Source organism: Cryobacterium sp. MP_M3 (assembly GCF_015752155.1).
In the GTDB taxonomy this organism is placed as follows: domain Bacteria; phylum Actinomycetota; class Actinomycetes; order Actinomycetales; family Microbacteriaceae; genus Cryobacterium.
Genome location: NZ_JADOVI010000011.1, coordinates 92631 through 117539, shown reverse-complemented (window position 1 = coordinate 117539; position 24909 = coordinate 92631). Strand labels below are relative to the sequence as shown.

Sequence of the window (24909 nt, the reverse complement as noted above, 5' to 3'; positions counted from 1 at the left end):
CCGAGCGGCGACGGGCGAACCGCCACTCAAGGCCCCGTGGCCACACGACTTGAGAGCGGACTCGCATCCACTATCAGCACGCACACAAGGGAGTGACCGTGAAGCGTATTCCGCGCCCCACACTTACAGCAACCATCGTCGGAGCAGCATCCTTCGCATTGATCCTCACCGGCTGCGCCGCCGGCACCGGCTCCACCGCAGCCAAGGACGAGAAGGTGAAACTGACCGTCGCCACCTTCAACGAATTCGGTTACGACGACCTCTTCGCCGAGTACGAGGCAGCGAACCCGAACGTCACCATCACCCACAAGAAGGCGGCGACCTCCAACGAGGCCCGCGACAACCTCACCACCCGCCTGGCCGCGGGCAGCGGCCTGAGCGACGTCGAGGCCATCGAGGTCGACTGGCTTCCCGAACTCCTGCAGTACTCCGATCAGTTCGTGGACCTCACGTCCGACGACGTCAAGGGACGGTGGCTGGACTGGAAGGCCAAGGCCGCCACGGATGCCGACGGCCACCTGATCGCGTACGGCACCGACATCGGTCCGGAGGGCGTCTGTTACCGCTCCGACCTGTTCGCCGCGGCCGGCCTGCCGACCGATCGCGCCGAGGTCGCCAAGCTTCTCGGCACCAGCTGGGACAGCTACTACGCGGCCGGCAAGACGTTCGAGGCCGCCGGCACCAACGTGCCGTGGTTCGACTCGGCCGGAGCGACCTGGCAGGGTGTGGTCAACCAGATGCCCAACGCCTATGAGAAAAAAGACGGCACCATCATCGCCACCGAGAACCCCGACGTGAAGAAGGCCTACACGAGCGTTCTCGCCGCCAGCAGCACCCTGTCCGCGCACCTGGGACAGTGGAGCGACGACTGGACCGCGAGCTTCCAGAACAACGGTTTCGCCACGATGCTCTGCCCGGGCTGGATGCTCGGCGTGATCTCGGGCGATGCCAAGGGCGTGACCGGCTGGGACATCGCCGACACGTTCCCCGGCGGAGGCGGCAACTGGGGCGGCTCGTACCTGACCGTTCCGAAGCAGTCCAAGCACCAGGAGGCGGCCCAGAAGCTCGCTGCCTGGCTCACCGCCCCGGAGCAGCAGCTCAAGGCGTTCGCCTCGAAGGGCACCTTCCCGAGCCAGGTCGACGCCCTCGCCAGCGACAAGCTGCTCGGTGCGACCAACGAGTTCTTCAACAACGCCCCGACCGGCCAGATCCTGGCAAACCGTGCCGCGGCCGTCGATGTGACGCCGTTCAAGGGCACGCATTACTTCGCGATCAACGACGCGATGCAGCAGGCGCTCACCCGGGTCGAGGACGGCACGATGACGCCGGACGAGTCCTGGGCGCAGTGGACGACCGACGTCAAGGCGCTCGGCTAACCAGCATCACCCCCGCAGCTGGGCCGGTCGAGGCCAGCATCGCCTCGACCGGCCCAGCTGCGGGTCTCGACCGGCATGACCGCCGGGTCTCGACACGCTCGCCCACCGGGTTTCGACAAGCTCAACCACCGAAGGACTCTTCATGACCACCGCCGCCGCTGCCGGGGTGAACGCCCGCAGCATCCGTCGTATCGCCCTCAGCCACAAACTCAGCCGGTGGGATGTTCGCTTCTCGCCCTACCTCTACATCTCCCCGTTCTTCGTCGTGTTCGCACTCGTCGGCTTGTTTCCGCTGCTCTACACGGCGTGGGTGTCGGTGCACGACTGGAACCTGATCGGCGGGCAGGGCGATTTCGTCGGCCTTGAGAACTTCTCCACGGTGCTTGCCCAACCGTACTTCTGGACCTCCCTGCGCAACACCTTCAGCATCTTCCTGCTCTCCAGCATTCCGCAGGTTCTCGTCGCGATCAGCATCGCGGCCGTGCTCGATTTCAACCTCCGCGGCAAGACGTTCTGGCGGATGGGCGTGCTGCTGCCCTACGTGGTGGCCCCCGTCGCTGTCGCCCTCATCTTCAACGACCTGTTCGGTGACAAGTACGGCCTGATCAACAGCCTGCTCACCGACGTCGGCCTCGGGCCGGTGCGCTGGCACGTGGACGTGCTGCCGAGCCACATCGCCATCGCCACCATGGTCAACTTCCGCTGGACGGGCTACAACGCCCTCATCTTCCTCGCCGCCATGCAGGCCGTGCCCCGCGACTACTACGAGGCGGCCCTGATCGACGGGGCCAGCCGGTTCCGCACCTTCCGGTCGATCACCGTGCCGCTGCTGCGCCCCATCATCATCTTCGTGATCATCACGTCGACCATCGGCGGCCTGCAGATCTTCGACGAGGCCAGGATGTTCGACCAGGCCGGCCAGGGCGGGGCAAACCGCCAGTGGCAAACCCTGACCCTGTACATCTACGAGCTCGGCTGGAACCAGCGCAACTTCGGCCGAGCCTCCGCGGTCGCGTGGCTCCTCTTCCTCATCATCATCGTGATCGCGATCCTCAACTTCGTCATCACCCGACGCATCGCGGGCGCCTCAGAGCGCCGGCTCCGCCAGAAAGGCATCTCATGAGCGCCACGATCGGCGGTCACGACCGCCGTCCCGGGTTCTGGGTCTACGGCGTCCTCCTCGCCGTCATGCTCGGTTCCGCCTTTCCGATCTGGTGGTCCTTCCTGATCGGCAGCCAGGACGCGGCGGCGATCAACCAGAACGGCATGATCTGGATTCCCGGCGGCAACTTCCTTGCCAACGCCGCCCGGGTGATCGACACCATCCCCTTCTGGTCCGCACTGGGCAACAGCATCATCGTCTCCTCGGCCGTCTCCCTGAGCGTGGTGATGTTCAGCACCCTGGCCGGTTATGCGTTCGCCAAGCTGAAGTTCCGCGGACGCGAGGGTCTGCTCATCTTCGTGATCGCGACGATGGCGGTTCCCACGCAGCTGGGAGTCGTACCGCTGTTCATCGTGATGGCCAAGCTCGGCTGGACCGGCAGCCTCTGGGCCGTCATCGCGCCAGGAATGGTCACCGCGTTCGGCGTGTTCTGGATGACCCAGTACCTGCGCGACGCTCTTCCCGATGAGCTGATCGAGGCGGTCCGGATGGACGGCGCTTCCATGATCCGCAGCTTCTGGCACATCGGTCTTCCGGCGGCCCGCCCCGCCGCCGCCATGCTCGCCCTGTTCACGTTCATCGGCACCTGGACCAACTTCTTCTGGCCGTTCATCGTGCTCGGCCCCGGCAACCCGACCCTCCCGGTGGCCCTGCAGCAGTTGCAGGCCGCGTTCTACGTCGACTACTCGCTCGTGCTCGCCGGCGTCGTCCTGTCGATCATCCCGCTCATCCTGGTCTTCGTGTTCCTCGGCAAGCAGCTCGTCGCGGGCATCATGCAGGGGGCCGTGAAGGGATGACTCCGGCACCGCTCACTCTGCCCCGGGATCTGCACGCCGCGAACGCCCGCCGCTTTCCCGCCGATTTCCTCTTCGGAGCCGCGACGGCCGCCTACCAGATCGAAGGCGCGGCCCACGAAGACGGGCGCACCGACTCGATCTGGGATGCCTTCAGCCGGGTTCCGGGTGCGGTGCTGCGCGGCGAGAACGGCGACACGGCCTGCGACCACTATCACCGCTACCGTGACGATGTCGCGCTGATGAAACGTCTCGGCCTGCAGTCCTACCGGTTTTCCACCTCCTGGTCGCGCGTCCAGCCGGACGGTGGCGCGGTCAACCCGAAGGGCATCGACTTCTACTCCCGACTCGTCGATGAGCTCCTGGAAGCGGACATCACGCCGTGGCTCACGCTCTACCACTGGGACCTCCCCCAGGCTCTGGAGGAGCAGGGCGGCTGGACCAGCCGGGACACGGCAGCGAGGTTCCGGGACTATGCCCTTCACGTGCACGACGCCCTCGGCGACCGGGTGGATGTCTGGACCACCCTCAACGAGCCGTGGTGTTCCTCGTTCCTCAGCTACACCGGCGGCGTGCACGCGCCCGGACGACAGAGCCCCCGGGACGGACTGGCCGCGGGCCACCATCTGCTCCTCGGACACGGTCTGACCGTCGAAGCCCTTCGCGCTCGGGACCCTGGACTCGAGCTGGGCATCACCCTCAACCTCACGGTCGCGAAGCCGGTGGACCCGGCCAGGCCCGGAGACGTCGATGCCGCTCGCCGGATCGACGGCCAGTTCAACCGGTTCTTCCTCGACCCGATCTTCCGCGGCTCCTACCCGGAGGACCTGCTGCACGACGTCGCCGCGTTCGGGCTGACCGACGTCATCGAAGACGGCGACCTGGCCCGGATCAGCCAGCCGATCGACGCCCTCGGGGTGAACTACTACCACGGCCAGCTGCTCGGCGATCGCCCGGCGGAGCATCCGCCGATGACGGAGGCCCCGACCGGCCGCCAGACCCGCTCACCCTTCCCCGCGGCGGACGGCGTCCACCACCACTCCCAGGGTCTGCCGCGTACCGGCATGGGGTGGGAGGTGCAGCCCGACGGGCTGCGCGAACTGCTCGTGCGCGTGAACAGCGAGTATGCCGCCCCGGCAGGCACCGCCATCTACGTCACCGAGAACGGCTCAGCCTTCGACGACGTCGTCGCCGGCGACGGCAGCGTGCCGGATGCCCGTCGCACCGAGTTCCTGGAATCCCACCTGGGCGCGGTCCTCGACGCCATCGATGAGGGGGTCGATGTGAGGGGCTACTTCTACTGGTCGCTGATGGACAACTACGAATGGGCCTGGGGCTACTCGAAACGGTTCGGGATCGTGCGGGTCGACTACGACACCCAAAAACGCACGGTGAAGGACAGCGGCCTCGCCTATGCGAAGATCATCCACGATCGCGCGCTCGGTCAGGCAGGTTCCCGTGGACGGAGCTGAGTCCGGCACTTCACTCCACCGTGCGCGGGCAGGGCGACCGGACTCAAATAGACTGGCGCCATGACTACCGCCGCGCGCCAGACGCGTCCAGCGCAGCCCACCCTCGAGATGGTTGCGGAGGTCGCCGGGGTGTCCCGGGCGACGGTCAGCAGGGTGGTGAACGGGTCACCGAAAGTCAGTCCCGAGATCGTCGCCTCGGTGACCAAGGCCATCAACGAGCTCAACTACGTGCCGAACCGCGCGGCACGCTCCCTCGCCAGCCGCCAGACGCAGGCTGTGGCACTGGTCGTTCCCGAAGACATGACCCGGTTCTTCGGTGACCCGTACTTCGCGGCCGTCGTGCAGGGAATCACCCGCCGACTCGACCAGAGCGATTACACCCTCAACCTGCTCGTCGCCTCGAGTGATCCGAAGCACAAGACGATGCGCTATCTCCGTTCGGGCAACGTCGACGGCGCGCTCATCATCTCCCACCACACCGGGGACGACTTCGTGGCCGAGCTCGAGACGACCATGCCGGTCGTCTTCGGCGGCCGGCCGTCGAACGCCGACGACCTCGACGCCTTCTTCGTCGACGTCGACAACGCGGCAGGAGCCGAGACCGGCACCCAGCGCCTGCTCGACATCGGCCGTCGCCGCATCGGCTCGATCGCCGGGGCGGTGGACATGCCGGCCGGCATCGACCGCCTCACCGGGTTCGAGCGCACCCTCGAACGGGCCGGGCTGCCGACGGATGCCGTCGAGCTCGCCGATTTCACGGCCGCCGGCGGCGCGGCGGCCACCCGTCGGTTGCTGGAGCGGCGCCCCGACATCGACGGCATCTTCGTGGCGAGCGACCTGATGGCCACCGGGGTGGTGGACGTATTGCGTGAGTTCGGTCGCTCTGTGCCCGGGGACGTGGCCATCGTCGGGTTCGACGACAGCCCGGCCGCGACGAGCGGCCCGGTGCCGTTGACCACCGTCAGCCAGCCCTCCGAGGAAATGGGCTACGCGATGGCGGACGTGCTGCTGCGCCGGTTGGCCGGGGACGAGAGCATGCCGCACCGCACCCTCATGCCGACCCGTCTCGTGCTGCGCGACTCCGCCTGACCGGGACCTTTTCGGCCGCGGCCGTTCCCGACCGTCCCGGGCATCCGCTGCGCCCGGAACCGCAGCCCGCGCCCGCCGCCGCGCTCGCCCGGACCACCCGTGCCAGGCCGCGCCCGGAATCGCAGCCCGCGCCCGCGGGCGCCGTCGCGGCCTGCCGAAACGGGCGCGCCGATCGCGGACGCCCTGGTCGCCCCGCTCCGGGCGGGCCCGGCATCAGTCGAGCTGGGGCATGACCTCGCGGGCGATGAAGTCGAGGTGGTCGAGGTCTGACAGGTCCATGATCTGCAGGTAGGCGCACTCGACCCCGTCGGCGGCGAGCATGCCCAGCCGGTCGACGAGCTCGGACGCGGTGCCGGTCAGGCCGTGTTCGCGCAGCTCGGCCGGTTCGCGGCCGACCGCGGCGGCACGGCGGGTGAACTCGACCTCGTCGCGGCCGGCGACCGCGATCAGGGCCGTCGAATAGACGAGTTCGCGCGGGTCGCGGCCGATGGCCTCGCAGGCCGCGCGCACGCCGGCGAACTTGCCGGGGACATCCGCGAACTCCGGGAACGGCAGGTTGAACTCGGTGGCGAACCGCGCCGCCATGGCCGGGGTTCGCTTCGCTCCCCCGCCGCCGACGATCACCGGCATCCGCGCCTGGACCGGCTTCGGCAGCGCCGGGGAATCGACGAGCGTGTAGTGCTCGCCCGCGAAGCTGTAGGTCTCGCCGACCGGGGTGCCCCACAGGCCGGTCACGATTTCCAGCTGTTCCTCGAGCATGCCGAACCGTTTGGCCGGGAACGGGATGCCGTAGGCCAGGTGCTCCCGCTCGAACCAGCCGGTGCCGAGGCCGAGCTCGACCCGGCCGCCGGACATCTGGTCGACCTGGGCGACCTGGATCGCCAGGATGCCCGGCGGCCGGTAGGTCACCGAGGAGACGAGGGTGCCGAGGCGGATGCGCGAGGTCTCCCTGGCGAGGCCGGCGAGGGTGGTCCAGGCATCCGTCGGCCCGGGCAGGCCGGAGACCTGGTCTCCCATCGCGAGATAGTGGTCGGAGCGGAAGAAGGCATCGAAGCCGAGCTTCTCCGTGGCCTGGGCGACGGCGAGGATGTCATCGTAGTCGGCGCCCTGCTGCGGTTCGGTGAAGATGCGGAGTCTCATGGTTCCAGTGTTCCAGACCTGGGTGGACCGGGCGTCGATCGAGCCTGCGCCCCGGTGATCGAGCCTGTCGAGATCAGGCCGCCCTGTGATCGAGCCTGTCGAGATCAGGCGACGGCGACCGTCGGGCCGAGGAACTCCACCTCGGCCAGCGGCGCGAACCGCTCGCGCATGACGGCGATCGACTCCGGGTTCTGGTCCACCAGCAGGAACCGGCGCCCGAGGGCGGCCGCGACCGCGCCCGTCGTGCCGCTGCCGGCGAAGAAGTCGAGCACCCAGTCGCCCTCCCTGCTGGAGGCCTGGATCATCCGGCGCAGGATGCCGACCGGTTTCTGGGTCGGATACCCGGTCTTCTCCTTGCCCGTCGGCGACACGATCGTGTGCCACCAGACATCCGTCGGCAGCTTGCCTTTCGCGACCTTCTCCGGGGTGACCAGGCCGGGCGCCATGTACGGCTCCCGGTCGACCGTGGTCGAGTCGAAGTAATACGCTGCCGGGTTCTTCACGTAGACGAGGATCGTGTCGTGCTTGGTCGGCCAGCGGTTCTTCGACTTCGCGCCGTAGTCGTAGGCCCAGATCAGTTCGTTGAGGAAGCAGTCCCGGCCGAAGAGCGCGTCGAGCAGCACCTTCGCGTAGTGCGCCTCCCGGTAGTCGAGGTGCAGGTAGAGGGTGCCGTCGTCGGCCAGCAGCCGCCACGCCTCGATCAGCCGAGGTTCGAGGAAGGCCCAGTAGTCCTCGAACTGGTCGTCGTAACCGAGCAGGTCACCCTTGATCCGTTCGTAACGCTGGCCCTTGAACCCGGTGATGGTGCCGGCCGCGCGCGCGCCGAGGGCCTCGGAGTCCACCGGGGCCGTCGACCGAACGGATGTCGTCGACTGGCGGTTCTGCTTCCGGCCGGTGTTGAACGGCGGGTCGAGGTAGATCAGCGTGAACGCCGCATCCGGCAGCCCGGGAAGGATCTCGAGGTTGTCGGCATGGACGACACGGCTGGGAGACGACTGGGACCACGCGGTTGGCATTCCCTCATTGTGTCAGGCGGCCTAGCCTATGGAGATGACTACTGACTCAGCGACCACCGGGTCGGCGCCGGTGACCTTCCGCCACGAGCCCGCCCTGGCCAGGTACACGTTGTGGATCGACGGCGAGACGGTCGGCTTCGCCGACTACGAGGTGGAGGGCCAGGAGGTGCTGTTCACCCACGTCGAGGTCGACCCGGCCCGTCGCGGCCAGCGGTTGGCCAGCATCCTCGTCGAGCAGGCCCTCGACGATGTGCGCGTGCGCACGGACCTCACCGTCGTGCCGGTGTGTCCGTACGTGGTGAGCTGGATCGACTCCCACGCCGAATACCAGGACCTGCTGACCCGCGGCCGCTAGCTCCTCTTCCCGCCACGCTCCCGACCCGCCCTCGAGAGAGGACTACAGGGGCGGACGCGCGCGCTACGGGACGCGCCCGATCCAGTCCGCCGTGCCGAACTTGCTCTCCACCAGCGCCGTCGCCTTGGCGTACTCGTCGTCGGTGACGTCGCCGGAGACCGCGCCATAGAGCCCGGTGAAGGTCTGCTTCATCCGGTCGATGATCTCGGCGCGACTGAGGCCGGTCTGGCTGCGCAACGGGTCGACGCGCTTGGCCGCGCTGGTGATCCCCTTGTCGCTGAGCTTCTCCCGGCCGATCCGGAGCACCTGCACCATCTTCTCGCCGTCCATGTCGTAGCTCATGGTGACGTGGTGCAGCACGGCACCGCTGCCGAGCCGCTTCTGCGCCGCCCCGCCGATCTTGCCCTTGGGGCTGGTGATGTCGTTGAGCGGCTGGTAGTAGGCGTCGATGCCGAGTGACTTGAGCGCGGTGAGCACCCACTCGTCGAGGTAGGCGTACGAGTCGGCGAATGTCATCCCCTGCACGAGGTCGGTCGGCGCGTAGATCGAGTAGGTGATGACCGAGCCGGCCTCCATGAACATGGCGCCGCCGCCGCTGATCCGGCGCACCACGGTGAAGCCGTGCTTCTCGGCGTTGACCGGGTCGACCTCGTTCTTCAACGACTGGAAGCTGCCGATCACCACGGCCGGTTCGTTCCACTCCCAGATGCGGAGGGTGGGGCTGCGCCGACCCTCACCGACCTCGATCGCGAGCACCTCGTCGAGCGCCATCTGCATCACCGGCGGGACGGGACGCGGCGAGTGGATGAGTTGCCACTCGTAGTCGCGCCAGCTGCTGGCTCGGGCGAGCGAACGCCGGATCGCGACCGCGACCGACTCCGGAGAGAAACCGAGCAGGGTGGCCTCTGCCGGCAGGGCACCCCTCACCGCGGCCGCGATGCTCACCGCGTCACTGTCCGCGGACAGCCCGTTCACCGCGGCGTTGATGTCGCCGAGCGCGCTGTCGGGTTCGAGGAAGAAATCACCGGCCAGACGGAAGTCGACGATCGTGTTGTCGACGACCTCGAGATCGACGACGACGAGCTTGCCACCTGGAACCTTGTATTCACCGTGCATGACGCAAGCCTAATCGGCGCGCGCCGGAACCCGCTCGTCCAGCCACCCGATCAGGTCGGCGAAGACCTGTTCCCGGTTGGTCTCGTTGAAGACCTCGTGCCGCGCCCCCGGGTAGACGATGAGACGGATGTCGCGCAGCCCCGAGCGTTCCGCGTACGCCTTCGAGAGCATGCGAGCGCTCCGCTCTCCGCCGACGGTGTCATCGCTGCCGACCAGGATCAGCAGCGGCAGCCTCGCCGGCAGGCGCCGGGCCGGGCGCCCGAAGAGCCGGGCCGCGTCCCGGATGCCGAAGAGTTTCGCCAGCGGCACGGACGTCGTCAGCGGGTCGGCGACGAACGCGGCGGCGACGGCCGGGTCCCGGCTGAGCCACTCGACGCCGGTCGTGCCCAGGTTCTTGTGCCTGCGGTTCAGGTCGCCGCCGTCGAGGTAGCCCGGCATCCGGTAGGCGGTGCCGCTGAGCACCACCGCGTCGTAGTCGTCCGGGTAACGGTTGAGGATCATCTGAGCCATGAACGAGCCCCAGCTGTGGCCGAGCAGAACGAGCGGTACTCCGGGCTGTTCGGCTCGGATGATCCCGCTGAGCTGGTGCACGGCGGCGACCGCGGCGCGCAGCCCTCCCTCGCCGAGCCGGCCGAGCCGGGACAGGTCGCCGCGGTGCTGGTGCACCCCGGTCTGGCCGTGGCCGCGATGGTCGTCGGCATAGACGGTGTAGCCCGCGGCGTTGAGCCGGCCGGCGAGCTCCTCGTAACGGTGCGCGTGCTCGCCGACTCCGTGGACGAGCTGCACGACGGCACGCGGGTGAGGCGCCGCCCAGACGTAGTAGGTGATCGCGACGCCGTAGTCATCCGTGTAGGTGGGCACAGGCCCAGTCTGTCAGGTCGAACCGGAACCATACCGAAACCTGCCGGGAATCGCAGTCCGGCACCCACACAGGGGGAATACTTAGCGTTGCTAAGTGGTTATGGTTGGTATCTATGGACTCTGCAACGGCATCCGCTTCGACCGTCTCCGGCTCGACCTCCGGATCGACCTCCGGTACGACGCCTGGCACGGCGCCTGGCTCCGCTCCCGGTCGCCGCATGACCGTGGCCGAGTTGAGCCATGATTTCCGGCTGGCGAACGGGCGGCTCGCCAGGCGCCTGCGCCAGGAGAAGGCGGACAACGAGCTCAGCGGCAGCCAGTTCTCCGCCCTCGGCACCCTCTTCTTCTACGGCCCGTTCACCCTTCGCGAACTCAGCGAGCACGAGAAGGTGACGCCGCCGTCGATGAATCGCACCGTGAACGCGCTCGTCCAGGCCGGGCTGGTGAATCGCACCGCCTCGGCGGACGACGGCCGCAAGGTCGTGCTCACAGTCACCGAGATCGGGCGCACCATGATGCGCGACACGCGCAAGCGCCGGGATGCCTGGCTGGCCCAGCGCATCGTCAAGTTCACCCCCGAGCAGCGCCGGGTGCTCGCCGAGGCCATCGAGATCATGAAGGAGCTCACCGACAGTTGAGTGCCATGTTCCGCTCCCTGAGCGTCCCGAACTATCGCATCTGGTTCGCGGGCGCCCTGGTGTCGAACATCGGGACCTGGATGCAGCGCACCGCCCAGGACTGGATCGTGCTCACCGACCTGACCGACCATAACGCCACGGCGGTCGGCATCGTGATGGCCCTGCAGTTCGGTCCGCAACTGCTGTTGATGCCGTGGGCGGGCCTCATCGCCGACCGGTTCAACCGGCGTCGGCTGCTGATGGTGACCCAGGGCCTGATGGGCCTGCTCGGCCTCGGACTCGGCCTGATCACGGTCACCGGCGTCGCCCAGCTGTGGCACGTCTACCTGTTCGCGCTCGGCCTCGGGATCGTCGCCGCGATCGACGCCCCGGCGCGGCAGACCTTCGTCTCCGAGCTCGTTTCCGACGACAAGCTCTCCAACGCGGTGGCGCTCAACTCGGCGTCCTTCAACGGCGCACGTCTGATCGGCCCGGCCGCCGCGGGCCTGCTCACGGTCGCCATCGGCGCCGGCTGGGTCTTCATCATCAACGCGGTCACCTTCGGGGCGACCGTGCTCGCGATGGCGATGCTGCGCACGAAGGAACTGCGTCCGCAGCCGCGGGCGTCACGCAAGCGCGGCCAGCTGATGGCCGGCTTCCGCTACGTGTCGCATCGGCCGGACATCGTGGCCGTGCTGGTCACGGTCTTCCTGGTCGGCACCTTCGGCTTCAACTTCGCCATCTTCACCGCCACGATGGCCACGGTCGAGTTCGGGATGGGCGCGGGCGAGTTCGGTCTGCTCAGTTCGATCATGGCCATCGGGTCGGTCGCGGGCGCGCTGCTCTCGGCCAGGCGCAGCCGACCGCGCCTCCGCCTGGTGGTCGCCGGATCCGCCGTGTTCGGGCTGTCCTGCGCCCTGGCCGCGGTGATGCCGAACTACGTCACCTTCGCGGTCTCGCTCGCGCTGATCGGCTTCGCCTCTCTGACCCTGATGACCACGGCCAACGCCTACGTGCAGACCACGACCCGGCCGGCCATGCGCGGCCGGGTGATGGCGCTGTACATGGCCATCTTCGCCGGCGGGACCCCGCTCGGGGCCCCCCTGGTGGGCTGGGTGGCCGACCAGTACGGCCCGCGCTGGGCGCTCGGCGTCGCCGCGCTCTCCGGAATCCTGGCCGCCGGGGCCGTGCTCTTCTGGATGGTCAGGTACCGGAGCCTGCGCGTGCGGTACCGGCCGGGCCGCACGCCACGGCTGCTGCTGCGCCATGACGGCGACGGCCGCGACCTGGTCGCCGGCACACCGGAGACCGCCACCCGCGAGATCGCCATTGTCGAGGCCACGGCCGGCCGGTAGGCATCCGCTGGCCCGCACGAACCCGCGAGCGCTACGACGGCGTCAGCGCACGCCGTCCATCAGGCGCAGGATCGGCCGGGAGATCAGCGCGAGCAGGAGGCCGAGCGCGATGGCGACGCCGCCGATCACGCTGAAGTACAGCGTCTCCGGGACCGTCGTGTACCACTGGGCCAGCCAGCCGGAGACGGCGGTGCCGAGCGCGATCGACAGGAAGAACAGCGCCACCATCTGGGTTTTGAACGGCTCCGGGGCGAGCTTGGTCGTGATCGACAGTCCGACCGGGCCGATCAGGAGCTCGGCCACGGTGAGCACGAGCAGGATGCCGACCATCGCTGCCAGCGGCGTCGAGTTCGCGCCGCCGCCGGTGAAGGGCAGGAACATCAGGAAGGCGACGCCCATCACCGCGGTCCCGATCGCGAACTTGACCGGTGTCGACGGCTGGCGGGACCCCCAGCGGGTCCACAGTGCCGCGAACGCGCCGGACAGCAGGATGATGAAGATCGGGTTGAACGATTGCACCCAGGACACCGGGAGCTCCCAGCCGAACAGGTCGCGGTTGAGGCGCTCATCGGCGTAGATGGTGACCACGGTGAACTGCTGCTGTGACAACGACCAGAACGCGGCGCTCGCGATGAACAGCGGGATGAACGCGTAGACGCGTTTGCGTTCGACCGTGGTGATCCGGCGGTTGCGGAGGATGACGACGAAGTAACTGATCGTCGCGATCACGGTGAGGCCGATGACCATGGTCACGAGGCTCGTCGGAGTGATGACGCCGATCATTACGAGCACGACGATCGCCGCGACGGCGGCCAGGGCCGAGACGAGGTACGGCAGCGTGCGTTCGGCCGGGAGCGGGTTGGGCACGTGGTGCACGACCTCCGGCAGGCGCTTCCGCCCGAAGGAGTACTGCACCAGGCCGATCGTCATGCCCACGGCCGCCAGGCCGAAGCCGAAGTGGAAGCCGAGGGTGGACTGCAGCAGCCCGGTCAGGATGGGGCCGAAGAAGGCCCCGAGGTTGATGCCGAGGTAGAACAGGGAGAAGCCCGCGTCGAGCCGAGGATCGTCACGGCGGTACAACGCGCCGACGACGGAGGTGGCGTTGGCCTTGAGGCCACCGCTGCCGAGCGCGATCAGGATCAGCCCGACCGTGACCCCGGCGATCCCGGGGATGAGCGAGAGCGCGAGATGGCCCACCGCGATAACGATGGCGCTGAAGAAGAGCACCCGCTCCGAGCCGACCAGGCGGTCCGCGATCCAGGCGCCGAGGATGGTAGACAGGTACACCCCGCCGCCGTACGCACCGACGATGCCGGCGGCCGTCGCCTGGGGGATTCCCAGTCCGCCCCGGGTCGCCGAGTAGTACAGGTAGAGCAGCAGGATGCCCTGCATGCCGTAGAAGGAGAACCGCTCCCACATCTCCACCCCGAAGATGTTGGCCAGCGCGCGGGGCTGCCCCAGGAAGCTGCTGTCCTCATGGGTGGGGGTTCGTTCCGCGACCGTGCTCATTGCTTGACCTTACCGCGCGCCCCCCGTTTCGGGGGCATCGGCGGGGGTCCGGGCGCACACGATACGATCGAAAAAGCAGCTTTGCTTCTGCCGGAGGGGCCGGATTGGACACACACTCACTCACGTCGCTCATCAGCGAGGTGCTGTCCCTGGTCGGCCTGGCCCTCGGCGTGGCCCTCTATCTGGCGGGGGCGTTCGTGCGCGGGATCAAGGGGCGGTGGATCCCGACCGACGGGGTGATCGCCGCGTCGGGGCCGGGAACCGTCATCCGCTGGTTCGATCAGGACGGCGAAGTGCACGAGTGCCCCGCGACCACCAACGAGACCCACCAGCTTTCACCCGGGCAGGATGTCCCGCTCTGGTTCAATTCCCGGACGCCCTCGCACTGCCGCACGCATGCGCCGGAGATCGAGGGGCGGGGGCTGCGGCTGACCGGGCTCATCCTGCTCGGCACCGGCCTTGCCGCGGCCGTGCTCGGCTTCGTGCTGATGTTCGTCTGAGCCGCCGGGCGACGGCCGGCCTCATTCGATCTGCGAGGAGATCTGCCACGCCCCGCGCCGCACCGCACGCTCCAGGTCGTAGGCGCGATGCGAGAAGTCGGCCGCCGAGACCGACACGGACACCGCTCCGATCACCTTGCCTGACTTCGCCTTCACCGGGGCCGCGATGCAGGCCAGCTGCGACATGTATTCCTCGACCTCCACGGCGAGCTGCTGGGCGCGCACCTCGTCGAGCTGCTCCCGCAGGGCGGTCGCGTCGGTGACGCTGTGGCTGGTCAGGGCGAGCGGGCTGTGCCGCTCGAGGAACCGGGCCACACCGACGTCGTCCTTGGCCGCGAGCATGAGCTTGCCGAACGCGGTCGCGTGCGAGGCCTCGGCGAAGCCGACATGCAGCTGGCCGATGCGCGGATACCCCGGGGAGTCCTCGATATGGGCGACTGCGATGTCGTCCCCGCGGAAGACGGTGAGATAGGCGGGAGCGTGGGCCGCGGCGTGCACGTCCCGGAGCACGGCTCGCACCGCGGGCGTCGCCACCAGCTGGTAGCGGAGTGCCCGGCCGAGGGTGTCGACGGTGCGCCCGAGGATGTACCGGTGGTCACCGGCCTGACGCCCGATGTAGTCCTGCCGCGCCAGGGTTCCCAGCAGCCGGTAGGTCGTGGACAGGTTCAGCCCGAGGGCGGCCGCGATCTCGGCAGCGGTGGCCCCGGATGGGGACGCGCCGACCAGCTCGAGGATGCGCAGCACGCGCTCGGCGGACCGGTTCCCCGAGCCGTCACCGTTCTGCCCCTCTGCAGTCATGCGGCGAGCCTACCGCCGGGGCTCTCGCACGGACACCGCGGATTCCGTCCCGTTTCGCACCTGGTGCGAATCGCGGTTGCCGGCCTGGCCGGCCGGGGCGATGCTGGGAGCGCCGGGCCGTCCCAGCGGCATCCGGCACCGACCCACTCGACGACATACAGAGACGACATACAGAGAGGTATGACATGGCCAAGGTACTCATTCTCACCGGGGACGCCGCCGAAACGCTGGAGGTCTTCTACCCCTACCAGCGCCTGCAGGAGGCCGGCTACGAGGTGCACATCGCCGCGCCGGAGAAGAAGAAGCTGCAGTTCGTCGTGCACGATTTCGTGGACGGCTTCGACACGTACACCGAGAAGCTCGGCCACATGTGGGATGCCGACATCGCCTTCAAGGACGTCGACCCGGCCGACTACGTGGCCATCGTCGTTCCCGGCGGGCGGGCACCCGAGTACATCCGCAACGACGAGGACGCCAAGCGGATCGTGCGGTACTTCTTCGAGAAGAACGCCCCGGTCGCCGCCCTCTGCCACGGCCCGATGCTGCTCGCGGCCGCCGGCGTGCTGCACGGCCGCACCACCTCGGCCTACCCGGCGCTGCAGATCGACGTCGAATTGGGCGGCGGGATCTTCGAGGGCGGCGCCGGCGTGGTCGATGGCAACCTCGTCTCCGGGCGGGCCTGGCCGGACCACCCCACCTGGATGCGCGAGTTCATGAAGGTGCTGGAGGCATCCCAGGCGAAGGCGGCCGAGGCGACGGCCGCGGAGCCGGCGCTGCAGGCGGCCCGCTAGCTGGAGGGCGCCTTCTCCGGGGCGGCCAGGTGCTCCCCGAAGAAGGCGTCGATCCGCCGCCATGCGTCGGCCGCGGCCACCGGGTCAGGCCCGGCGCCGAGGATGCGCTTGAGCACGAATCGCAGCACCGGCGGCCCGCTCTCGGCGTCGTTGAGGAAGGCATGCCCGGCGCCAGGGTACTCCTTGACGTCGTGCGGGATCCCCCGCCGCACGAGCGCGGCCTCGAGGGTGCCGGCGGCTCCCCTCAGCGACGCGTCGGTCGCGCCGTAGCTGGCCACGATCGGGCAGGCCCCGGCGAGCGCGTCGTCGAGGGCCTTGGGCAGGCGGCCGTAATTGGCGGATGCCGCGTCGAAGCCGCGTGCGGCCGCCACCAGGGCGAAGCCGCCGCCCATGCAGAAGCCGAGCACTCCGACCTCGCCCGTGCAGTCCGGCCGATCGAGCAGGAACCGGCGCGCGGACTCGATGTCGACGAACGCGCGGCCCTCGCCGGCCTGGAGAGCACGGAATGTCGCGGTGAGGCACTTGCGCGGTCCGCCCTCGGTGAACAGGTCGGGCATCAGCGCCAGATAGCCCGCCTCGGCCATCCTGGCCACCTGGCGCCGCATCACATCGGTCAGCCCGAATGCCTCGTGCACGAGCACCACCCCGGGCCACGGGCCGCTCCCCGCCGGAATGCCGAGGAGGGCGGTGAGCCCCGCGCTGCCGCCGGACGCCCCCGGCAGGGTGAGATCGATGAGTTGTGGCGCGGTGCTCATGGTCATTGTGGCCTCCTCTGGTGGCTGAAGCGTAGCGCGGGCCGCTGAACGAATGGCCGCCCGGCGCCGCACGCCTGGCCCCGCCCGTTCACCGCGGAGACAGGAAGGCGGCCCTGCCCGGCAACCTCCGATTCCTACGGTGGCCGGGTGGGCGGCGCTTCGCCGCCCCGGCACCGGCTCCACCAGGGGGACCCCGCAATGCGCTCAATTCTTCTTTCAACTGCCGTCACGGCCGCACTCTCCGCGGCACTTGTCGCGACCACGCTGGCCACACCGGCCCTGGCCGCCGAATCCCACCCGGAAGACGACGGCCACGGCGCCGACCGACACTCCTCCTTCGACCTGCAGGCCCACCGTGGTGGCCGTGGCGAGTGGACCGAGGAGTCGACGGCCGCGTTCGCCCGTTCCCTGGAGCTGGGCGTGACGACCCTCGAGCTGGACACCCACCTGACCCGGGACGACCAGGTCGTGGTCTGGCACGACGACATCATGACGGCCGCCAAGTGCGCGGACACCGCCCCGGCCTTCGCCGGCGATCCGGCATTCCCCTATGCGGACGACCGGGTGCGTGACCTCACGCTGGCCCAGATCCGCACGATGGACTGCGGCTTCCAGCAGCTTCCCGGCTTCCCCACCCAGACCGTGATCGCGGGGAACCGCATCGCCCTGCTGCAGGACGTCTTCGCCCTGGTCGACGAGTACGACGCCCGGAAGGTCCGCCTCAACGTGGAAACCAAGGTCGAAGTGGCCGGCCCCGACGGCGCCGACGAAATGGAGGCCCTGACCCGGTCCGTCGTCGGCGAGATCGAGGGGTCGGGCCTGGCCGGGCGCACCACCCTGCAGAGCTTCGACTGGGCATCCCTGAACCTCACCCGGGAGATCGCGCCGGACCTCCCCCTGGTCGCCCTGTCCAGCGGCGACGTCTGGCTGGGCGTCGGAGCCCCCGGCATGAGCCCGAACCTCGCGGGGATCGACATCGACACGTACAACGGTTCCCTCGCACAGGCCGCCGCCGCCCAGGGCTACGACGTCATCTCGCCGAACCTCGCCTCGGCCACCCCGGCGATGATCACGGAGGCGCATTCCCTCGGCCTCCCGGTGATCCCGTGGACCGTCAACGAGCCGGCCGATGTCAGCACCCTGATGGACGAGGGCGTCGACGGCATCATCACGGACTACCCCAGCCGGGTGCGCCAGATCATGGCCGACCGCGGCCTCGCGCTCCCCCGCCCGTACACCCGGTAGACGGATGCCGGCGGGAGGGACGCTGCCGCAGGAGAGGTGGTAGACCGGGCCGGCCTCCGCGTGTACTGTGGTCAGACCACACCCGCCGCTGGATCCCCGCGCGGCTGCCGCCCCAACGCCGAGGAGGACCCTGTGCCAGGCACCGAGCGTCGTGCGTGGGAAGTCGTGCTGGAAAGCATCGAAGCCGACCTCCTCTCCGGCCGCCTCTCCCCCGGCGACCACCTCCCCGCCGAGCGTGCCCTCGCCGCCGACCTGGGTGTCGGACGCTCCAGCGTGCGCGAGGCGCTCCGGGTGCTCGAGGTGCTCGGGCTGATCCGCACGGCGGCAGGGTCCGGCCCCTCGGCTGGGGCGATCATCGTCGCCCTGCCCGGCGGCGGGATGTCGGCCCTGATGCGACTGCAGGTCGCGGCGCAGGGATTCCCGGTCGCCGACGTGGTGAAGACCCGTCTCATCCTGGAGGCCGCGGTGGTGGCCGACCTGGCCGGGGCATCCGCACGCCCTGACCTCGCCGGTTCGGCGCAGCTGCTCGACGCGATGGACTCCCCCGCCCTGACCGAGGCCGAGTTCCTCGCGCTCGACACCCAGTTCCATCTCTCCCTGGCCACCGCCTCCGGCAACCAGGTCATCACGGCCACGATGGCCGGGCTCCGGAGCGCCATCGAGGGCTACGCGCGGGCCGGGGCGCTCGGCCTGGCCTCGTGGGCGGAGACGTCCGCCCGCCTCCGGGGCGAACACCGGGCCATCCTCGCCGCCATCGCCACCGCGGAGCCCGCGCTGGCCCGCGAGCGGGTCGTCGCCCACATCGAGGGCTACTACGCCGAAACCCACGACCACCCGCTCCACGCCTGACCGCGTGGGCCGGGACCCACCGGACCCTCCACCGAACGGACACCCCATGATGGTTCAACGACGAATCCCGAAGATCGCAGACCTGGCCCCCCTGATGAAGTTCAAGGTGCCGGAGTTGAACGCGAGGAAGCGCCGGCTCGAGGCTGCGCTGACCATCCACGACCTGCGGACGATCGCGAAGCGCCGCACGCCGAAGGCCGCATTCGACTACACCGAGGGCGCGGCGGAGTCGGAGATCTCCCTCGCCCGGGCTCGCCAGGCGTTCGAGGACATCGAGTTCCACCCGGCGATCCTCCGCGACGTCTCGGCGGTCTCCACCGGCTGGGATGTGCTCGGCGCCCCCGTGGCGTTGCCGTTCGGGATCGCGCCGACCGGCTTCACCCGGATGATGCAGACCGAGGGAGAGACCGCCGGCGCCCACGCGGCCGCGAAGGCCGGCATCCCCTTCTCGCTGTCGACGATGGGAACCACGTCGATCGAAGACGTCAAGGCGGCGAACCCGGCCGGGCGCAACTGGTTCCAGCTCTACATGTGGAAGGACCGCGACCGGTCGATGGCCCTCGTCGACCGGGCCGCGAAGGCCGGCTTCGACACCCTGCTGGTGACCGTGGACGTGCCCATCGCGGGCGCCCGGCTCCGGGACAAGCGCAACGGGTTCTCCATCCCGCCCGCCCTGACGGTGGGCACGGTGCTGAACGCGCTGCCCCGGCCCGAGTGGTGGATCAACTTCCTCACCACCGAACCCCTCGCCTTCGCCTCCCTCGACCGGTGGAGCGGCACGGTCGGCGACCTCCTCGACACCATGTTCGACCCGACCGTCACATTCGAGGACCTCGCCTGGATCAAGGCGCAGTGGCCGGGCAAGGTCGTGGTCAAGGGCGTGCAGACCGTGGCGGATGCAACCCGGCTGGCCGAACTCGGCGTGGACGGCATCATCCTCTCCAACCACGGCGGCCGGCAGCTCGACCGGGCCCCGATCCCGTTCCACCTCCTGCCGCAGGTCGTCCGCGAGGTCGGAACCGACCTCGAGGTACACCTGGACACGGGCATCATGAGCGGCGCGGACATCGTCGCCGCCGTGGCCCTCGGCGCCCGCTTCACTCTCGTCGGCCGCGCCTACCTCTACGGCCTGATGGCCGGCGGCGAGGCCGGCGTCGACCGGGCCATCGAGATCCTCTCCGGCCAGATCACCCGCACCATGCGGCTGCTGGGCGTGAACTCGCTCGAGGAACTCGAACCCGGCCACGTCACCCAGCTCGCCCGGCTGACCCCGATCGGCCGGCCGGCCGGCATCCCCGCCGACCGCTGACCGCCGCCCGCCGCGCCGCCCGCTCGGGTGCCGCCCCGGCAACCGAGTGGGACCTTTCCGGTCGAGACCGACCGGCGCACCGGTCAACCTCGACCGAAACGGTCGAACTCGACGGGAGGCTACGGGCGACTCGCGGCGAACTCCTCGAGCACGGCGGCGAGCTGGGCGACGGCCCAGTCGATGTCCTCTTCCGAGACCACGATCGGCGGGGCCAGCCGCACCGTCGAACCGTGGGTGTCCTTGGCGAGCACCCCTCGCGCCAGCAGCGCCTCGCAGACGGCACGGCCCGAGGCCAGGGCCGGATCGATGTCGATCCCGGCCCAGAGTCCTGCGCCCCGCACGGCGACGACCCCGTGGCCGATCAGGCCCAGCAGTCCGGCGTGCAACCGGGCACCGAGGACGCGCGCCCGCTCCTGGTACTCGCCGGTGGCGAGCAGCTCGACCACGGCGAGCCCGACCGCGGCGGCGAGCGGGTTGCCGCCGAAGGTGGAGCCGTGCTCGCCCGGGCGGAGCACGCCGAGGACGTCTGTGTTGCCGACCACGGCGGACACCGGGACGATGCCGCCGCCGAGGGCCTTGCCGAGCAGGTAGAGGTCGGGCACGACCCCGACCAGGTCGCAGGCGAACGTGGCACCCGTGCGGCCGAGGCCGGACTGGATCTCGTCCGCGATGAAGAGCACGTTGTGCCGGGTGGTGATCTCGCGCACGGCGGGCAGGTAGTCCGCGGGCGGCACGACGATCCCGGCCTCGCCCTGGATCGGCTCGAGCAGCACGGCGACCGTGTTCTCGTCGATCGCGGCCTCGAGCGCGGCGGCGTCGCCGTAGGGAACCGTGCGGAACCCGGGCGTGAACGGGCCGAAGTCCTTGCGGGCCGACTCGTCGTCGGAGAAGCTGATGATCGTGGTGGTGCGGCCGTGGAAGTTCTCGCCGGCCACGACGATGTTGGCCAGCCCGGCCGAGACGCCCTTCACCCGGTAGCCCCAGGCCCTGGCGACCTTGATCGCCGACTCGACCGCCTCGGCGCCGGTGTTCATCGGCAGGACCATGTCCTTGCCGGCGAGTTTCGCGAGCGCGGCGACGAACGGGCCGAGCTGGTCGTTGTGGAAGGCGCGGCTGGTGAGGGTGATCCGGCCGAGCTGGGCGCGCGCGGCCTCGAGGAGCACCGGGTTGGAGTGCCCGAAGTTGACCGCGGAGTACGCCGCCAGGCAATCCAGGTAGCGCTTGCCGTCGACATCCGTCACCCAGGCGCCGTCGCCGGACGCGACGACGACGGGCAGCGGATGGTAGTTGTGCGCCGCGTGGTCGTTCTCGAGGGAGATGTAGTCGGCCGGGGCGAGGGTGCGGCCGGCCTGCACGTCGGTCATCGGCGCAGCTCCAGGGTGCAGCACTTCACGCCGCCGCCGCCGAGCAGCAGCTCGGACAGGTCGACGCCGATCGGGTTGTAGCCGCGTTCGCGCAGCTGGCGTTCGAAGTCCTTCGCCCGGGCCGCGATGACCACGTTGTAGCCGTCGGAGTAGGAGTTGAGGCCGAGGATGGCGGCGTCCTCCTCGGTGGCGATCACGGCATCCGGGTAGCGCTCGCGCAGGATGGCCAGGCTCGGCTCGTCGAACGCGCTGGGCAGGTAGGCGATGTTCGTGTCGTCGAGCACGGCGATGGCCGTGTCGAGGTGGTAGAAGTTCGGGTTGACCAGGTTGAGCGTGATCACCGGGCGGCCGTAGATCGCCGACACCTCTTCGTGGCTGTTCGAGGCGCTGCGGAAGCCGGTGCCGGCGAGGATGACGTCGCCGACCAGCAGGAAGTCGCCCTCGCCCTCGTTGATCTCCTGGGGCACGCGCACGTCGAAGCCGTTCTCGCGGAACCAGTCCATGTAGGCCGGGCCTTCGGGCTGGCGCTGCGGGTAGGTGAAGGCCGCGCCGTAGGCGATGTTGTCGATGACGAATCCGCCGTTGGCCGCGTAGACCATGTCGGGCAGGCCGTCGATCGGGTCGATCAGGTGCACGTCGAAGCCGAGACCGACGTAGGTGTCGTAGAGGGTCTGCCACTGCGCGACGGCCAGGGCCGTGTCGGTCGGCACGGCCGGGTCCATCCAGGGGTTGATCCGGTAGACCACGGTGAAATAGCTGGGCTTGCACATCAGGATCGTGCGCTTGAGCGCGGTGCGCACGGGTGCCTCCGGGGAGACGAGCGCATCGAGATTGGTCGACATTGGGGCTCCTTCGTCTGCGTTCCGCCGCACTGGGCGAAACGGAACGCGGGGGTGGATGGCGGACCAGGTCACTCACGAGAGCCCTGCCCGGCTGAAACCGAACACCATGCAGGGACGCCGGTCCCAGTCTCACACAGCATGAATCGGTATTTCCTGCGAATTCACGCTCGATTCCTGCGTGCTGCGCGATCGCCGCGCACCGAACCGAGCACATCCGGCCGCACCCGGTAGCGGCCGCTGAGAGGGCCGGCGGGGCCCGCCGACGCGGATGCCTTTGCCGGGCCGCCGCCGGGCACGGGACATCGCGCAGGTATCCAGTGATTCCCGCCATAGAGCGCAAATTTACTGCGCCGATCCCCCCGCAAGCGCAACGATTTCACCTAGACTCGCGGAATGGACAACCTCGACCGTGGCATTCTCGACCTTCTTCGCCAGAATGCCCGCGCCGGCTACGGCGATATCGGGTCGGTCGTCGGCCTGTCGGCGTCGGCCGTGAAGCGGCGGGTCGACAAGCTCGTCGCGGACGGCATCATCCGTGGTTTCACGATCCAGGTCGACCCGGCCATCGACGGCATGAGCACGGAGGCCTACGTCGAGCTGTTCTGCCGGGGCACCGTCGCGCCCGACGAGCTGCTGCGCATCCTCTCCGGCGTGCCGGAGGTGGTGGACGCCGGCACGGTGACCGGCAGCGCCGACGCCATCGTGCACATCCGGGCCCGCGACATCTCGGGGCTGGAGGCCGCCCTCGAGAAGGTGCGGCTGGCTCCGAACGTGGACCACACCCGCAGCGCGATCGTGCTCTCCCGCCTGATCCACCGCGCCGCCGAGTAGCCCCGCGCCGCCCGTGGGGCGGGCGGTCAGGAGATCGGGACCGGGCGCTGGGTGACCGGGGCCAGGAACCGGATCAGGGTCACCGCGGCGATCGAGCCGGCGCAGAGGATGCCCGCGAGCACCACGATCTGGAACCGGCCGGCCTCGAGGGGGCTCGCCCCGCCGAAGATCGCGCCGACGAACGCCCCGGGCAGCGTGACCAGCCCCGTGGTCTTCGTCTGGTCGGTCGACGGGATCATCGCGAAGTACACGGCCCGGCGGGCGAGTTCCCTCGTCGACTGGCGGGGAGTCGCCCCAAGCGCGAGCCAGCCTTCGACCTCGTCCCAGTGCTCGGTGACGGCTTCCCCGAACCGGCGGCCGGTGAGAGTGGCGATCGACATCGCATTGCCGATGATGATCCCGCCGAAGGAGAGCACATACCGCGGGGAGAATTCGATCGCGCCCACGGTGAAGACCACCCCGAGGGTGACCAGGATCCCGATTCCCATCGACACGGCAACCCAGCCGAAATGCTGCCGGGTGGCGCCGATCCGGCGGTTGACGGTGCTGACCGCCGCGACGAACATGACCATGAGCCCGACGCCGACCCAGAACGGGTCGGAGATGATCCCGCTGAGGATGAGGCTGATCGCCGCGAGCTGCAGAGCGCCGCGCAGCACCGCGAGCGCCGGGGCGAACGGATGCGGCACCCGGTAGGCCGAGAGCACCAGGGAGACGATCGCGATGAGCAACAGGATGCCCACCAGGCTCGGCAGGAGCCCCGCCAATTGGGCGGGCAGGTCGCGGGGCCAGGTCACCCTTCGAGCCTAGCGACCGCCGCCTCCCGGTTCCCGCACCACGCGCGCCCCGTGACCGCGTGCCAGGCCAGGTCGACCCGGGGCTACGGGGTGAGCTCGGCCAGCGCGGCGAGGATGCGACGCTGCCGGGTCTCGGCGGCCTTCGCACCCTCGACGGCCAGCACGTGCCGGCGCTGGTTGCTGTAGGACAGCGCCTCGAAGGCCGCGCGGGCGCCCGGCTGGGCGTCGAGCGCCGCGGCCAGGTCCGCGGGCACCGCCACCGCGCGGGGTTCGGTGTCGAGAGCCAGGTCGACCTCGATCTCGTCGCCTGCCGCCACCCCGGCGAGCGCCCGGTTCTCCGCGCTCATCGCGAACATGTACGCGCCGCGGTAGGGCGCGACCGAACTGCGATAGGTGTGCGCGCCGATGGTGACGACGACCGGATGCCGCTTGCCGGCGCCCAGGGACGCGACGACCTCGTCCGGCACGCGGATTCCGGTGGCGGTCTTGCCGCCCAGTTCGAGCACTGTCGTGAACTTCATGAGTCGAGTATGCCCCGCCGGGCCGCCCTCGGTACATTGATACATAGTCCGTACAAAGGAGCCCTCGTGCCTGTGATCCTGACGCTTGACCCGCACTCGCCGACACCGCCGTTCGAGCAACTGCGCAGCCAGGTGATCGAGGGCGTGCGCAGCGGGACCTTCGCCCCGGGCGACAAGCTGCCGACGGTGCGCCGCCTCGCCGGAGACCTCGGCCTGGCCGCGAACACGGTCGCCAGGGCCTACCGCGAACTCGAGCGCGACGAGGTGATCGAGACCCGGGGCCGGCTCGGCTCGTTCATCGCCGTGACCGGGGATGCCACGCACAAGCAGGCGCAACTGGCCGCGATCGCCTACGCCGAGCGGGTTCGGGCGCTCGGCGTGAGCGACACCGAGGCACTCGCGATCGTGACGGCGGCCCTCGGCATCCGTCCCTGACGGCGGACGC

General features: G+C 69.6%; 26 protein-coding genes. 15 read left to right on the top strand and 11 right to left on the bottom strand.

Going from position 1 to position 24909, the window contains the following annotated elements; genetic code table 11:
- Positions 1-92 precede the first annotated feature (92 nt).
- The 5 genes from IWX89_RS13445 (at position 93) to IWX89_RS13425 (ending at position 5893) form a co-directional block, all read left to right on the top strand.
- Positions 93-1376 (top strand): extracellular solute-binding protein, encoded by a 1284-nt coding sequence (locus tag IWX89_RS13445; RefSeq protein WP_374220519.1) that lies wholly within the window; start codon positions 93-95, stop codon positions 1374-1376.
- A 142-nt stretch (positions 1377-1518) separates the two neighbouring features.
- Complete coding sequence (locus tag IWX89_RS13440) at positions 1519-2499, top strand: carbohydrate ABC transporter permease (protein ID WP_196904051.1); 981 nt, start codon at positions 1519-1521, stop codon at positions 2497-2499.
- Positions 2496-3335 (top strand): carbohydrate ABC transporter permease, encoded by an 840-nt coding sequence (locus IWX89_RS13435; protein ID WP_196904050.1) that lies wholly within the window; start codon positions 2496-2498, stop codon positions 3333-3335. Before IWX89_RS13440 ends, IWX89_RS13435 begins: the two co-directional genes overlap by 4 nt.
- Positions 3332-4804, top strand: a complete 1473-nt coding sequence (locus tag IWX89_RS13430) for a GH1 family beta-glucosidase (RefSeq protein ID WP_196904049.1) — start codon at positions 3332-3334, stop codon at positions 4802-4804. Before IWX89_RS13435 ends, IWX89_RS13430 begins: the two co-directional genes overlap by 4 nt.
- Positions 4805-4864: 60 nt before the next feature.
- Positions 4865-5893 carry a LacI family DNA-binding transcriptional regulator gene (locus IWX89_RS13425; RefSeq protein WP_196904048.1) on the top strand — a complete coding sequence of 343 codons (1029 nt, stop codon included), beginning with the start codon at positions 4865-4867 and terminating at the stop codon, positions 5891-5893.
- 213 nt (positions 5894-6106) lie between these two features.
- Here the strand turns inward: IWX89_RS13425 and IWX89_RS13420 are convergent, their stop codons facing one another.
- Both IWX89_RS13420 and IWX89_RS13415 read right to left on the bottom strand, forming a co-directional pair.
- Complete coding sequence (locus IWX89_RS13420) at positions 6107-7033, bottom strand: LLM class F420-dependent oxidoreductase (protein WP_196904047.1); 927 nt, start codon at positions 7031-7033, stop codon at positions 6107-6109.
- A 104-nt stretch (positions 7034-7137) separates the two neighbouring features.
- Positions 7138-8049 (bottom strand): site-specific DNA-methyltransferase, encoded by a 912-nt coding sequence (locus tag IWX89_RS13415; protein ID WP_196904046.1) that lies wholly within the window; start codon positions 8047-8049, stop codon positions 7138-7140.
- Positions 8050-8083: 34 nt separating this feature from the next.
- On the opposite strand from IWX89_RS13415, the gene IWX89_RS13410 reads away from it, so the two are divergent.
- Positions 8084-8404: a GNAT family N-acetyltransferase gene (locus tag IWX89_RS13410; RefSeq protein WP_196904045.1), complete on the top strand. Its 321-nt coding sequence runs from the start codon at positions 8084-8086 to the stop codon at positions 8402-8404.
- Between the two features lie 63 nt (positions 8405-8467).
- Here the strand turns inward: IWX89_RS13410 and IWX89_RS13405 are convergent, their stop codons facing one another.
- Entirely contained in the window at positions 8468-9520 is a 1053-nt protein-coding gene (locus tag IWX89_RS13405; protein WP_196904044.1) for a biotin/lipoate A/B protein ligase family protein, read from the bottom strand.
- Positions 9521-9529: 9 nt separating this feature from the next.
- On the bottom strand, positions 9530-10381 hold the full coding sequence (locus IWX89_RS13400; protein WP_196904043.1) for an alpha/beta fold hydrolase: 852 nt from the start codon (positions 10379-10381) through the stop codon (positions 9530-9532).
- 113 nt (positions 10382-10494) lie between these two features.
- Between IWX89_RS13400 and IWX89_RS13395 the strand changes: the two genes are divergently transcribed.
- Complete coding sequence (locus tag IWX89_RS13395) at positions 10495-11019, top strand: MarR family winged helix-turn-helix transcriptional regulator (protein ID WP_231383274.1); 525 nt, start codon at positions 10495-10497, stop codon at positions 11017-11019.
- A 5-nt stretch (positions 11020-11024) separates the two neighbouring features.
- The gene (locus IWX89_RS13390) at positions 11025-12353 is read left to right on the top strand and encodes an MFS transporter (RefSeq protein WP_196904042.1); all 1329 of its coding nucleotides are present in this window, start codon (positions 11025-11027) and stop codon (positions 12351-12353) included.
- Positions 12354-12395: 42 nt separating this feature from the next.
- Here the strand turns inward: IWX89_RS13390 and IWX89_RS13385 are convergent, their stop codons facing one another.
- Positions 12396-13862, bottom strand: a complete 1467-nt coding sequence (locus tag IWX89_RS13385) for a peptide MFS transporter (protein WP_196904041.1) — start codon at positions 13860-13862, stop codon at positions 12396-12398.
- A 104-nt stretch (positions 13863-13966) separates the two neighbouring features.
- Here IWX89_RS13385 and IWX89_RS13380 point away from each other — a divergent pair, with 104 nt between their 5' ends.
- Positions 13967-14362, top strand: coding sequence for a DUF3592 domain-containing protein (locus IWX89_RS13380; RefSeq protein WP_196904040.1), 396 nt, complete (start codon positions 13967-13969; stop codon positions 14360-14362).
- 21 nt (positions 14363-14383) lie between these two features.
- On the opposite strand, the gene IWX89_RS13375 is transcribed toward IWX89_RS13380, so the two are convergent.
- Complete coding sequence (locus IWX89_RS13375; protein WP_196904039.1) at positions 14384-15160, bottom strand: IclR family transcriptional regulator; 777 nt, start codon at positions 15158-15160, stop codon at positions 14384-14386.
- Positions 15161-15345: 185 nt separating this feature from the next.
- Here IWX89_RS13375 and IWX89_RS13370 point away from each other — a divergent pair, with 185 nt between their 5' ends.
- Positions 15346-15951: a DJ-1/PfpI family protein gene (locus IWX89_RS13370; RefSeq protein ID WP_196904038.1), complete on the top strand. Its 606-nt coding sequence runs from the start codon at positions 15346-15348 to the stop codon at positions 15949-15951.
- Here the strand turns inward: IWX89_RS13370 and IWX89_RS13365 are convergent.
- Positions 15948-16712 (bottom strand): dienelactone hydrolase family protein, encoded by a 765-nt coding sequence (locus IWX89_RS13365; protein WP_231383273.1) that lies wholly within the window; start codon positions 16710-16712, stop codon positions 15948-15950. The genes IWX89_RS13370 and IWX89_RS13365 overlap by 4 nt on opposite strands.
- A gap of 192 nt (positions 16713-16904) precedes the next feature.
- On the opposite strand from IWX89_RS13365, the gene IWX89_RS13360 reads away from it, so the two are divergent.
- The 3 genes from IWX89_RS13360 (at position 16905) to IWX89_RS13350 (ending at position 20109) form a co-directional block, all read left to right on the top strand.
- Entirely contained in the window at positions 16905-17951 is a 1047-nt protein-coding gene (locus IWX89_RS13360; RefSeq protein WP_196904037.1) for a glycerophosphodiester phosphodiesterase family protein, read from the top strand.
- 132 nt (positions 17952-18083) lie between these two features.
- Positions 18084-18800, top strand: coding sequence for a FadR/GntR family transcriptional regulator (locus IWX89_RS13355; RefSeq protein WP_196904036.1), 717 nt, complete (start codon positions 18084-18086; stop codon positions 18798-18800).
- A gap of 49 nt (positions 18801-18849) precedes the next feature.
- Positions 18850-20109 (top strand): alpha-hydroxy acid oxidase, encoded by a 1260-nt coding sequence (locus IWX89_RS13350; RefSeq protein WP_304505290.1) that lies wholly within the window; start codon positions 18850-18852, stop codon positions 20107-20109.
- A gap of 119 nt (positions 20110-20228) precedes the next feature.
- Here IWX89_RS13350 and rocD read toward each other — a convergent pair whose 3' ends face one another.
- Positions 20229-21473, bottom strand: coding sequence for an ornithine--oxo-acid transaminase (gene rocD / locus IWX89_RS13345; protein WP_196904034.1), 1245 nt, complete (start codon positions 21471-21473; stop codon positions 20229-20231).
- Positions 21470-22315, bottom strand: a complete 846-nt coding sequence (gene ddaH, locus IWX89_RS13340) for a dimethylargininase (protein WP_134536833.1) — start codon at positions 22313-22315, stop codon at positions 21470-21472. Before ddaH ends, rocD begins: the two co-directional genes overlap by 4 nt.
- A 393-nt stretch (positions 22316-22708) precedes the next feature.
- Between ddaH and IWX89_RS13335 the strand changes: the two genes are divergently transcribed.
- Complete coding sequence (locus IWX89_RS13335; RefSeq protein WP_134507851.1) at positions 22709-23146, top strand: Lrp/AsnC family transcriptional regulator; 438 nt, start codon at positions 22709-22711, stop codon at positions 23144-23146.
- Between the two features lie 26 nt (positions 23147-23172).
- On the opposite strand, the gene IWX89_RS13330 is transcribed toward IWX89_RS13335, so the two are convergent.
- Together IWX89_RS13330 and IWX89_RS13325 are read right to left on the bottom strand one after the other, a co-directional pair.
- Complete coding sequence (locus tag IWX89_RS13330) at positions 23173-23943, bottom strand: ABC transporter permease (protein WP_307836561.1); 771 nt, start codon at positions 23941-23943, stop codon at positions 23173-23175.
- An 83-nt stretch (positions 23944-24026) separates the two neighbouring features.
- Positions 24027-24464: a YdeI/OmpD-associated family protein gene (locus tag IWX89_RS13325; protein WP_196904033.1), complete on the bottom strand. Its 438-nt coding sequence runs from the start codon at positions 24462-24464 to the stop codon at positions 24027-24029.
- A gap of 66 nt (positions 24465-24530) precedes the next feature.
- On the opposite strand from IWX89_RS13325, the gene IWX89_RS13320 reads away from it, so the two are divergent.
- On the top strand, positions 24531-24899 hold the full coding sequence (locus IWX89_RS13320) for a GntR family transcriptional regulator (protein ID WP_307836560.1): 369 nt from the start codon (positions 24531-24533) through the stop codon (positions 24897-24899).
- Positions 24900-24909: the final 10 nt, after the last annotated feature.

Bases quoted from the DNA above. Each gene is read 5' to 3' on its own strand.
- IWX89_RS13335 (WP_134507851.1), top strand. From the start codon at position 22,709: ATGGACAACCTCGACCGTGGCATTCTCGACCTTCTTCGCCAGAATGCC.
- IWX89_RS13410 (WP_196904045.1), top strand. From the start codon at position 8,084: ATGACTACTGACTCAGCGACCACCGGGTCGGCGCCGGTGACCTTCCGC.
- IWX89_RS13415 (WP_196904046.1), bottom strand. From the start codon at position 8,049: ATGCCAACCGCGTGGTCCCAGTCGTCTCCCAGCCGTGTCGTCCATGCC.
- IWX89_RS13405 (WP_196904044.1), bottom strand. From the start codon at position 9,520: ATGCACGGTGAATACAAGGTTCCAGGTGGCAAGCTCGTCGTCGTCGAT.
- IWX89_RS13395 (WP_231383274.1), top strand. From the start codon at position 10,495: ATGGACTCTGCAACGGCATCCGCTTCGACCGTCTCCGGCTCGACCTCC.
- IWX89_RS13325 (WP_196904033.1), bottom strand. From the start codon at position 24,464: ATGAAGTTCACGACAGTGCTCGAACTGGGCGGCAAGACCGCCACCGGA.
- rocD (WP_196904034.1), bottom strand. From the start codon at position 21,473: ATGACCGACGTGCAGGCCGGCCGCACCCTCGCCCCGGCCGACTACATC.
- IWX89_RS13370 (WP_196904038.1), top strand. From the start codon at position 15,346: ATGGCCAAGGTACTCATTCTCACCGGGGACGCCGCCGAAACGCTGGAG.
- IWX89_RS13425 (WP_196904048.1), top strand. From the start codon at position 4,865: ATGACTACCGCCGCGCGCCAGACGCGTCCAGCGCAGCCCACCCTCGAG.
- IWX89_RS13350 (WP_304505290.1), top strand. From the start codon at position 18,850: ATGGTTCAACGACGAATCCCGAAGATCGCAGACCTGGCCCCCCTGATG.
- IWX89_RS13385 (WP_196904041.1), bottom strand. From the start codon at position 13,862: ATGAGCACGGTCGCGGAACGAACCCCCACCCATGAGGACAGCAGCTTC.
- IWX89_RS13420 (WP_196904047.1), bottom strand. From the start codon at position 7,033: ATGAGACTCCGCATCTTCACCGAACCGCAGCAGGGCGCCGACTACGAT.
- IWX89_RS13360 (WP_196904037.1), top strand. From the start codon at position 16,905: ATGCGCTCAATTCTTCTTTCAACTGCCGTCACGGCCGCACTCTCCGCG.
- IWX89_RS13375 (WP_196904039.1), bottom strand. From the start codon at position 15,160: ATGACTGCAGAGGGGCAGAACGGTGACGGCTCGGGGAACCGGTCCGCC.
- IWX89_RS13390 (WP_196904042.1), top strand. From the start codon at position 11,025: ATGTTCCGCTCCCTGAGCGTCCCGAACTATCGCATCTGGTTCGCGGGC.
- ddaH (WP_134536833.1), bottom strand. From the start codon at position 22,315: ATGTCGACCAATCTCGATGCGCTCGTCTCCCCGGAGGCACCCGTGCGC.
- IWX89_RS13440 (WP_196904051.1), top strand. From the start codon at position 1,519: ATGACCACCGCCGCCGCTGCCGGGGTGAACGCCCGCAGCATCCGTCGT.
- IWX89_RS13430 (WP_196904049.1), top strand. From the start codon at position 3,332: ATGACTCCGGCACCGCTCACTCTGCCCCGGGATCTGCACGCCGCGAAC.
- IWX89_RS13365 (WP_231383273.1), bottom strand. From the start codon at position 16,712: ATGACCATGAGCACCGCGCCACAACTCATCGATCTCACCCTGCCGGGG.
- IWX89_RS13435 (WP_196904050.1), top strand. From the start codon at position 2,496: ATGAGCGCCACGATCGGCGGTCACGACCGCCGTCCCGGGTTCTGGGTC.